This is a genomic window from Rhizobium ruizarguesonis (assembly GCF_017357285.1).
Classification (GTDB): Bacteria; Pseudomonadota; Alphaproteobacteria; order Rhizobiales; family Rhizobiaceae; genus Rhizobium; species Rhizobium ruizarguesonis.
Map to the genome: position 1 here is coordinate 170,618 of NZ_CP071682.1, position 9,906 is coordinate 180,523.

The 9,906-nt window shown below is 60.7% G+C and carries 8 protein-coding genes and 1 pseudogene; 2 read left to right on the forward strand and 7 right to left on the reverse strand.

The window, feature by feature from the left end; all coding sequences use genetic code 11:
* Positions 1 to 53: 53 nt before the first annotated feature.
* Entirely contained in the window at positions 54 to 215 is a 162-nt protein-coding gene (locus J3P73_RS35110; RefSeq protein WP_018516739.1) for a hypothetical protein, read from the reverse strand.
* A gap of 299 nt (positions 216 to 514) precedes the next feature.
* A complete protein-coding gene (locus J3P73_RS35115; RefSeq protein ID WP_018482050.1) occupies positions 515 to 826 on the reverse strand; it encodes a DUF736 domain-containing protein in 312 nt (103 codons plus the stop codon).
* Between the two features lie 452 nt (positions 827 to 1,278).
* Between J3P73_RS35115 and J3P73_RS35120 the strand changes: the two genes are divergently transcribed.
* Positions 1,279 to 1,455 carry a hypothetical protein gene (locus tag J3P73_RS35120; RefSeq protein WP_018482051.1) on the forward strand — a complete coding sequence of 59 codons (177 nt, stop codon included), beginning with the start codon at positions 1,279 to 1,281 and terminating at the stop codon, positions 1,453 to 1,455.
* Between the two features lie 6 nt (positions 1,456 to 1,461).
* Here J3P73_RS35120 and J3P73_RS35125 read toward each other — a convergent pair whose 3' ends face one another.
* From J3P73_RS35125 to J3P73_RS35140, 4 genes are all read right to left on the reverse strand, one after another.
* Positions 1,462 to 2,388 (reverse strand): ArdC family protein, encoded by a 927-nt coding sequence (locus tag J3P73_RS35125; RefSeq protein WP_207580370.1) that lies wholly within the window; start codon positions 2,386 to 2,388, stop codon positions 1,462 to 1,464.
* A 296-nt stretch (positions 2,389 to 2,684) separates the two neighbouring features.
* Positions 2,685 to 3,269 carry a hypothetical protein gene (locus tag J3P73_RS35130; RefSeq protein ID WP_131704624.1) on the reverse strand — a complete coding sequence of 195 codons (585 nt, stop codon included), beginning with the start codon at positions 3,267 to 3,269 and terminating at the stop codon, positions 2,685 to 2,687.
* 784 nt (positions 3,270 to 4,053) lie between these two features.
* Positions 4,054 to 4,794 carry an NPP1 family protein gene (locus tag J3P73_RS35135; protein ID WP_131704625.1) on the reverse strand — a complete coding sequence of 247 codons (741 nt, stop codon included), beginning with the start codon at positions 4,792 to 4,794 and terminating at the stop codon, positions 4,054 to 4,056.
* 600 nt (positions 4,795 to 5,394) lie between these two features.
* Entirely contained in the window at positions 5,395 to 6,480 is a 1,086-nt protein-coding gene (locus J3P73_RS35140; RefSeq protein ID WP_207580371.1) for a redoxin family protein, read from the reverse strand.
* 698 nt (positions 6,481 to 7,178) lie between these two features.
* On the opposite strand from J3P73_RS35140, the pseudogene J3P73_RS35145 reads away from it, so the two are divergent.
* Positions 7,179 to 7,809, forward strand: a pseudogene (locus J3P73_RS35145) (IS3 family transposase); the annotation flags it as partial.
* Positions 7,810 to 8,088: 279 nt separating this feature from the next.
* Here J3P73_RS35145 and J3P73_RS35150 read toward each other — a convergent pair.
* Positions 8,089 to 9,897 carry a ParB N-terminal domain-containing protein gene (locus J3P73_RS35150; RefSeq protein ID WP_207580372.1) on the reverse strand — a complete coding sequence of 603 codons (1,809 nt, stop codon included), beginning with the start codon at positions 9,895 to 9,897 and terminating at the stop codon, positions 8,089 to 8,091.
* Positions 9,898 to 9,906: the final 9 nt, after the last annotated feature.

Genomic DNA, 9,906 nt, shown 5'->3' on the forward strand with positions numbered 1-9,906 from the left:
CCTCTCGGGATCCTGGATGCCGGCGGTCCCCCAGTGCTGGTGGTATGCCGCCCTCAGAAGGGCGGCTCGGCGTCGATGGAACCATCCTGTTCGCCAAGCATCATGATCAGCTCGGCCTGGGCGATTTCGAGCTCGGCTTCGATCTCGCGACGCTCGGCGGGCTCGATGCAAGCGTTCAGCTCGGCGCGCAGTTCTTCGATTTGTTGTTCGATCATCGTCATCTCCTTGATGTTTGAGAAAGATGACGCCCGCCGGCGTGGCGGTGGGTCAGGGTCAAGGATCGCGCATGCGACCGCCAGCGGCGGTGAGTGGGGGAGCCGAAATGCGCCGGCATTTTGGGGGAACCGCTCGTCCTTGAGGCTGTCCCGGCTCCACGGCACGATAGGCCCGATATGAGCAGACCCCCACCTCTCCGTATGGCACCCTAAAAGTCGGCCGCGGGCTCGACGCCCGTTGCCGGCTTTCTTAAAGCGGCCAGTTGGCCCCGCCTCGGTGGCGGGGCCTTGTTGGGATCTCAATCCCGATTGGGGCGGGACCAGATCAACTGGTAGCCGTCCTCGCCTTCGACCTCGGAGAGCGTTGCGTAGATCGGGGCGGGGAAGCTCGGGTCGTCCAGCTTGACCGAGAGATAGTCGCGGTCGCTCTCGCCGGAGCGCTTCTGCCAAGCCGCACCGAGCTCGACATTGCCGGCGTAGATGCGGAAGTGCGGGCCCTTGTCGGAGGGGCTGTCGACGCGGGCGATGCGGGCCTTGACGTTGAGTGCGAGGGTGCGGATCGAGCCGGTGAAGCCGTTTTCGTTTGCGGTGAAAGTGCCGATGGTAGCCATTGTCTGTTCCTTTCGGTTGTTTCGGGCCGCGCCCTTCGCGGCCTCGATGGCTGTCGCAAGGATCGGGGACGATCGGACCGCACCTGGAAGGCCGTAATGAAATGGAGGGCGGTCGGGAGAAACTTTGTTGTCGCGCGAGGAATGCGAACGCAGTTCGCTGGGGAAGAAAGTTGCGGACGGCCGTTGCGGGAGAACGATCGAGGCGAAGCCGGTCTCCGATCAGACATGCCTCATCGAGCCCGCGGAGGGCGTGGCCTATGACAGCGGTGGAAGGAACTTGGTCATGGCCCTCGCCGTGCGTTGCCCCGGCAGAACAGCCCGGCCGCGAAGCCGTTCCCCAGGTCTCTAAAGCATAGCGTCGGCTTCGGATGCGACAAACTCGGCCGTCCGGGCAGTTGTCTCCTCTCATCAACGCAATATTGTCGGGCCGCGATTCGTCGCCTGGAGGATCTATGCGTCAGCAGACAAAGCCGTTTACCGTCGAAATCAAGCAGTCCCGAAAGCTGAAAGCCAACGATCGGAAACCATCGATCTGGGGGAGGCTGGACCTCACGTCCGATGAGCACGCGCTCGCGGAGAGAGCGCCGAAAGAGCTGTCGGCCGTTGCGGGTGACAACGACCGACCTTGACGTCTCCTACGCGGCCGCTCTCTCGTCGGCCTGAACGGGCTGGAGACCGTGCAGGAAGCTGACAGCACGCTGGGCATGCGCCGCAGCTTGGAAGATAGCCCGCTTGTCGTCAGATAGAACCTTCAGCCACGAGTCCAGGTAAGACGCATGGTCCGGCCGTGGCTCCAGCTCCGGTGCGATCCCGAGATCGGCGCATAGGAAGCAACTCCCGAGCTCCGCAATCAGCTCTTCGCGAGCCCGCTCGGTCTTGTCCTTCGCATAGCGGCTAAGATCGCGATCGACGCGATCGGGGCGCGCAGTCCAATGGCAACTTTCGTGACTGAGCGTGGCCACGTAGGACGCCGCGTCGCGGAACGTTTCGAACGGCGGCATCTGGATGTGGTCCGTGATAGGGGAATAATAGGCCTGCGCTCCACCATGGCGGATGACAGCGCCCGTGTTGCGGAAAAAGCAATCGGCGTGCTCGATGTGCTCGATCGCATCGAGCACCGGGGTCGGTGGGTGACGATAGTGTTCGGGCAGTCCGTCGATCTGCTCGATGTTGAACACTGTGTAAGCCTTCAAGAATGGGATTTCTCGATCGACTTCTCCACCACTGCCGTCCGCCTCGGACTTGGTGAACCGGCTGGCGAAGACGACCGTCGAACCGGTCGCGCCCTTTCGCACCGCCGCCCCCAGTTCAAGCGCCTGCTTGAAGGTCATCCACATGGGCGAAGTGAAGCCGCGCGCCATCCCCTCCGACCATAACAAGAGAATGTTCATGCCCGAATAGGGCTGACCGTTGTGGCGCAGCGGCCGGGTAATCCGGCCATTGGTGTTGGCCGCATGCCATGGCTTCATCCAGGGTTTTACGCCCTTTTCAAGGTCGGCTACGATTCTATCCGTGATCCGCGCATAGATGTCGGCGCGTTCGCCTTCGGCTTTCCTGCTCATGTCCTTATCCTTCGTTTGAGGCCGCGCCATCGCGACCCCGTCGCGGAGGTCCGAAGGCAGGAGCGATCAGGCGGCTCGCGGCACCGGAACGGCCAGAACGGAGTGGAGGACGGCAAAGCCGTTGCGGCTGACCGCCGGCTCCTGCAGGACCGCCGACCGGGACGGGGCCGGCGTGGCGGGCTGGGTCCTTGTCCTTCCTTTCCTTCCCCTGACACGGAAAAGGCCGGTCCCAAAGGAACCGGCCCGAGAATTAAGAGAGAGGGAAATGGGCGAGCCGAAGCTCCGCCAAACGCGGCTCAACCGAGAGCCGCCAGCTGCGCCTCGGCCGCCTTGCGGTCGAGCGAGTGGCCCGCGTTTTCGACTGGGCGGTCGAAAGGCTTCCAGGCTTCGCCGATGACTTGGCCGTAGGCTGCGACGGCACCCTCAGCGGCCATCCGCAGCGCGTGGGACTGAATGCCCATGTCGGCCGCGAACTCGCGTTTTCGCTGGGCGGCGCTATCGTAGCCGACCGGGCCATCGAGATCCTCGTCACGGGCATCGTTTGCCGACTTGGCGGTGGCGTCTCGCGCCTCGGAGACTGCCCGGCTGTAGAACTGGCCGGCTCCGTGCGCCGAGCCGACATAGGCTCCGACGATGCGCTGGAGATGGATCTGCATCGCCTTCTCGCCGAGGCCGTTCGAGAGGCTGTCGGCGGTTTCGATTATCAGGCGCTCGTGGAGTTCACGGATGCCATCGCTGTCGACCACCGCGGTCCCGAAACTCTCGGCGATCAGCATTGCCTGCGCGGTGTCCGGGCAAGTGAACCTGACCATTTCGAGGGTGGCGCCCTTGCGGAGCGGCACGACGCGGGCGGCAGGTCGATTGGTTGCGGGCTTGGCCATGGGATCTTCCTTTCGTGGTTTCCACCGAAGCGGCTCCGGCCCCTGCCGGTCTGCCCTTCGACGCGGTCGACAGGAACCGGCTGAGGACGGGCGCTTTCACAGGTCCGGGACGGCAGAGCGAGCGAAACGGGTTTGCGGACAAGCGGGGGTAAAGCCCTGCGAAGGGCGCGAACCCGTTTTGCGAGGAAGGCTGCACCGGCCGCTCCGCGGCGCGCCAGCGGCCTTGAAACGACCGGCCGCCGGTTCAGACCGCAGCGAAAACGAAGGGCAAGCCGGCAGGCTTCGGGCTATGACTCCGAAATCCCGAAGGAGAGAACCTCTGCGACCGACAGCCCGCATTCCTCCTCCAGCGCATCAGCCCACACCAAAAACGCACCCTCTCGGCCGGGCCCATGCCGCCGCACCATCCGTGTCATCGCCGAGCGTCAGACGCATGGCGGCGATCGCCCCTCCTGACGTTTAAGCTTGCGAGCCAGCGCAGCGATTTCCGTTCGTCGCTCGAAGGTGCACCGCTCGATGAGATCCTGAAACAGCTGTTCATCGGCCGGTCCAGCGCCACCCACCCAGCGGTGCGAGTGGAGCGCGGCTTTCTCCGTGACCGCGATGCGCTCGGTCCGACGCCTAATCTGCCGGCAATGCGACCGGGATAGCGGGTTATCTCTCGCCTCGCCGTCACCACGCGGGACAGAAGAAGACCGGAACTGACCGCGGTCGCGCCTATCCCTGCGCCTGGAAGGCAGACGAATTCATCCGCGATCTTCTAGCGCCGCAAGGAACCCCAGCATCAACGATAATACGCCCTAGCCAGATTTTGATAAAAATTGCGTGTGATGAACGGCACGCTCACGCCGAAGTCATACAAGTCGAGCGTGAGCGATGCTTCATCGGTCAGATCGAACCAACCGATCGCAGGCTGCATACCGCCACGGGTTCTCGTGCCCACGACTCTGTGCCCGATTGAATAGTCATGCACATACGCAACCAGTGGATGCGTTCCATCCATATGCGGCTTTGTCGTCGTATGGTAACCACGATTGCTCCAGTAACTAACCGCGTTGACGTGCGCTTGGCCGTCGCAACTTGATAGCCATACGATGACATTCTGCCAATCATATCGAGACCCCACATCGGTTGGCCAATCTCCGATCTTGTTCTTTGGGAAGAACCAAGAATACATGACCGCGCACTCGCCCTCAAACTCATCCGCCCTGACATAAATTTGTCCAAGGTTTTTTGAGCACCCGTCCGACGCAAAACCAGATGGCTTCAGACCGCCGCTGACGTTGCCGGCGGCATCTACTGCCGGGAAAGGCACACAGCCGCTATTGACTTTGAGGTAAGGCTGGTAGGTCTTGAGGAATTCGGAGGTGCTGTCGGGAAACCCTCGGACCTCGTCGTGATTGATGACTTGAGGAGCGTCGGCCTCAACCGATCGTCCGCAAATGAGGGCAAATATTAATGCGGCAAAGAGCGTTCGCCGACGAGATGCACTGGTGAGAGCGACCTTGCTTTTTTTGCGTAGCAACTTTATTCTCCCTTGTCTTAAACCGTTTTGACCAGCTTGCGCGCCGCGTTCGAATTGTCGTTTGACACGCGCCGGATCTCTCGTGAGCTGACAAGTGACGACTGCTTGTCCTCAAGCCGCGCGGCATCGTCACGTCCCTCCCCAATCTTCAGCGTCCACCTCAGCTCGCTTGACCCGCCAACTGCGCCCGCTGCGGCGGATACAGATTGAGAATGGCAAAGACTTTGGGCCAGACACGCGGCTTTCGTTCTTAAAGCGAGCTTAAATCGCCTGATTGCGGGTCGCGTCTTCGAGATCCGGTATTTGCTTGTGAAGTTTTGGATATTGTCCGGAGATGTTTGGACTTTCTGGCTTTGGGCAACCCTCGATGCGACGTTCAGGAGATCCCTTAGCTCGACATGACATTCTGGCACAGAGCCACCACCTTTCGGGGTACACTCGAGTGCGAAGGGACCGGGCCCACAGATCCGCGAACCTGTCCGATGCAGAAGCTCGCGCGAAACGCGGGCGATCCGGTCGGATCAAACATGCGTTTTCGCTCCAATGGTTCGTTAGAATTCCTGTCGACGCTGTCTGAGCAGCGCCAACAGGTTCCTATTTTCAAGGCTGCTTCGGCGGTGGCACGCAATGTTTCCCGTGACAAACCTGCTCACCCTTGTATTCCGCCAGGGTATGCAGCAATTGCGCCATCTGTTCATGCTTCTCGACCTCCGGGAGAGACGCTCCATCTAGGAACCTCAAAGCCTGCTCGAGCAAATCCACAGCCCGGCCGTTGTCGCCGCTCTCATGGTAGTAAAGGGCAACCGACAGAGAAGAATCAGGTGACAGAGCCTGTTGCTGATACAGCCTCAGGATTCGTTCGGAGAGCTCCTTGCCCATCGAAAAGCGTTCCACCGTTGGAAGGCCCGAGTAATCGTACCAACCGAAGAGTTGTTCCAGCGCCTCGACAAGCCAATCTTCAGAGTTTCGTTCAATTGCATCGCGAGCAAATTGAGCCAATGCTATCCAGCCCGCATCCATGTCGCGCATTCTTCCGATCAATGTCGCGACATGCCGCTGCCGCAAGGAGATGTCGTCCGGGAAAAGATTGATGCCCTCTTCAAAGGCCGCGAGCGCCGCCTTCCAATCCTCAATCTCTGTCGCCGCCCGGATTCGATCACGCAACGCGTTGTACGAAACATCGCTCTCGCCTTCAGCAATCCGCGCCTTTTCGGCATTTTTTGCTTCCGCGCTGGCGCGCCAACTGCCGTCAATCACTCTTGGCAAAATGAATTTGAGTTCATCCGGATCACCGATAGAGGCGATGCTGCCGTCTCGGTCGACAATGAACGCCTGTGGAACGCAGAAAGATAGACTGGCACCCATCCAATGCTTATCCATTTCGCCTGAGTAGTCGAACCCGATCCGTATGTTCGCATGCGGGAGCCATTTGGTTACCCATGCGTCCACCTCAGCTAGGGCCTCGTCAGCCGTTACAATGCCGATGACCTCAATTCCGATGTCCCGGTATTGCTCTTGCAACTGAGCCAGGCGGACCAGCGCCGGCCCGCAACCACTGCAGGTAATCGAAATGAACACAGGGATGTATATTTTGCCCAGCTGGAAGTTGGAAAGCGGATCGCCGCGCAGCCAATGCTGCACGTTGATCGACGGGGCTGGAGAGCCGCTATTTAAGCTGGAGGTCATTTTCATTCTCCACCGGTAGTTATCCGACGCTTCGTGCGCCAGGGATGAGCGTGTGAAGTATCAGCTCGGGTTGTTCGATTTCGAAACGCTGCGCATGTTCCGTCTGTTGGACGCACGCTTGTGATCTCGTCTTCTAAAATGGCTTCTGCGGGTGCGGGCGGCCATTGCGAGTGTCCTTCTTTTGGGAGCGATGTTTCCGTCGTGACAGGTAGACGCCGAGCCTTGATGCAGATGGAGGTCTTTCCATGAACACCACTTATGCTTCTCCGCGTTAGACGCCGCGGGTCGTGCAAGGGACGTCTATAAGTCAGGCGCCGGAGGTTCAGCCTCTTTGCAATTGCGGATCCGACCGGGGCCGGGTCTCCATCAATTGTCCGCTTTCCGGAACGACGATCAGGCGCCTGAATGTCCGACACCCGTTTGATAAAAGGCACAGTGTGCATAGTCACTTGATCTCCCGAAATCGGAACAGGTCAGTAGCGACCCGGCTTACTCTGAGCACTACTCGTGCCAGTCAGGTTGCGCCGATAAGCCTTTGAGATTGCACATGTGCTGTTGTCGCTATTCGCAGGGGTTTTGTAGGGCTTCCGACATGTCGTGTCGCAATCCGCCCGCGATCACTACCGCGTTGGAGAGGCGGTCCGATGGGCTTCCAATCGGATAAGTCATGAAGGCTGCGCTACGAGCGGGGAGATTTGTACCGCTATCGTCGCGTGCACGTGCTGTTGGAACGTGAGGGTTGGGGCACCTACATCAAGCGAACCTATCGCCTTTACACGGACTTGGGCCTGCAATTGCGGAACAAGACGCCCAAGCGCCGGGTAAAGGCCAAACTTCGCGAGGATCGGCAAATGGCTGTCGGAGCGAATGATGTCTGGGCGATGGACTTCGTTCACGATCAGCTCACCACCGGAAAGAAACTGCGCGTTGTGACGATGGTCGACACCTTCTCGCGTTATACTCCCGTGCTTGATCCACGCCACAGCTATCGAGGTGAAGATGTCGTGCAAACCTTGGAACGGGTGTGCCGGAACGTCGGCAATCCGAAGACGATCCGTGTCGACGCGGGGACGGAGTTCGTATCCCGCGATCTTGACCTTTGGGCCTAAGCCAAGGGGGTGACCTTGGACTTCTCACACCCAGGCAAGCCGACCGATAATGCGTTCATTGAAGCGCTCAATGGCCGCTTCCGCGCGGAAAGTCTGAACCAGCATTGGTTTCTAACACTTGCGGATGCGCCCGAAACGATGGAGGATTGGCGTAGATTACAACGAAGAACGGCCTCATGGTGCAATCGGCAATGAGGTACCGATCTCGCTGATAAACTAGGCAGGCGCAACCAGTTCCAGTCCCAAATGGACTAACACAACGTGGCAGGTCAGCGGATCAGCCTCCCTTGCTGTAGCGGCTTTCCCTGCGGCGAGCTTCTTCCGGTGACGTTCGGGCGGGCGAGGCGGGCCGTCGCACCAGGCGACGATCAAGCCACTCGGGGCGAGCTCATAAACCAAAGACGCAGACATCTTCGTTCTCCTGTTTTGATGTGTGGAAACAAAGCCGCCGCCGGTGATGGCCGGCGGTGGTATCGGTCGAAACGAAGTGAGGAGATTGCTACTCGGCGGCGATCCCGTAAGCGGTCTCGAGGCCATTGGCGCTGGCGTCAGCGTCGGCTTCGTCCAACTCTTCGTGCTCGGCGTCCGCCGCTTTGCCGTCGTCCTCGGCTTCCGGTACACGCGGATTGGTCTCCGCTTCGTCCTCGACCGACGGCTCACCGTCCTCGCTGCCGCCGACCGGCCCGTCGGCGGGGGCTTCGCCGTCCTCGCCACCATGTTCCACGCTCTTGGCAAGCCACTCGGCCAGCTTCGCGTCATCGGGCGCGAAGAGGGCAGACTGATGCACGAAGCGCTCTTCCTTGAAGTGTTCGACAAGGGCAGCGCGGGTGTCCCGGACGCGCGGGCAGGGAACGACACTCGTGCCGCCGCAGGACGCTTCCAATGCCGGGCGAGAGAGGCACGCGAGGAACTCCTCCGTGCCCATGTTCGGAAGATAAGCGTCGGCACCGATGGCATCGCCGGCGACCCGGACAACGACGCCGCTGTCCGAACGATTGGTGCGGGCCGACAGCGCGTCGATCAAGGTCAATCTAGCCACGACGCGTAGCGTATCCATGTCGAACTCCAGCTTGCCGCTTTCACCGATCAGCCGGACGACGTGCCGGACGAACCGCCTGGACCCATAGAGATGCCCGGAGACTTCGGAGCCGGAGTCGACCGAGACGTTCTGCCCGGCAAACGCAAGCACCAGCATTGCCATGAGCGTATCGTCCTCGATCGGAGCCCGTGCCAGCGCCTCGTGCAGCGCGTCGGTGCGGAAATCGCCGATCATGTCGATGCCGTTTCGGGTCACGTCCGGCCGGGTCTTGGCTGAAACGTCGATGGCCTCGTTTCCTTCCTCGCCGCCGGGCAAGGTCGGATCGCCCTTGCCTTTCGCTTGTCTGGCTTCCGGCATCCGAAAATGGGCAGACTGCACCTTGCCCTCACGATCGAGAAACATGGCGGTGCAATCGCCCTTGGAGGGCTTGCCATAGATACGCTCCGCCTTCGGCGGCAGTTGCGGCTGGCCCCAATTGTTGACCTCAACGATGGCGCCCTTCTTCGGGAGATTGCTGCTCATCCACTCCTGCTGCGCGCCGAGGAATGCTTCGACGTTGGTGGTGTAGCGGTTATCCTCGTCGGCGGGTCCGAACAGGTCTTCCGCCCACTCGATGCCGTAGGCCTGGCGGAGATCGTCGCCGAAATTCGCATCGCGCGCGAACATGCGGGTCTTGGTGAGGCCGTTGGCGATCGCCCACCAGGATGCTGTGTCACCCTTCTTCGGCTTGTGTGCCTTCCAGACTTCCTTCTGCTCATCGAGTGACGCCGCGGAAATCGTGCGAAGCTGCTGCTCGCTCGGCATGTCGCCCTTGGCCATGTGATCGAGCATCGCAGGCAGCACATTGGCGAGCAGGCGAAGCTTGCGGATTTGTCTGACCGGCAGGGCCAGCGCGATCGCAATCGCCTCCTCGGTCCAACCGAGTGCAACGAGGCGCTCGATGCCACGCCATTGGTCGACCGGATTGAGCGGCTCGCGCGCGATGTTTTCGATCATCGAACGCATCGCGCCATTGTCGTTGGCCGCCTCGACGACGATAACATCAATTTCCTCGATGCCGGCGGCGATGGCCATGCGGGTGCGCCGGTGACCGGCTTCGATGACATAGCCGTTGCCGCCGGCTTCGGCAAAAATGACGGGCGGCTGGATGACGCCGACAGCCTTGATGGTCGCAAGCAGCAGCGCGTCGGCCTGTGGCGTCGACTTCGACTGGCGAGTATTGTCGGGATTGTCCTTCAGCGCACGCGGATCGACCTTCATGAGTTGCATGGGAGTGTT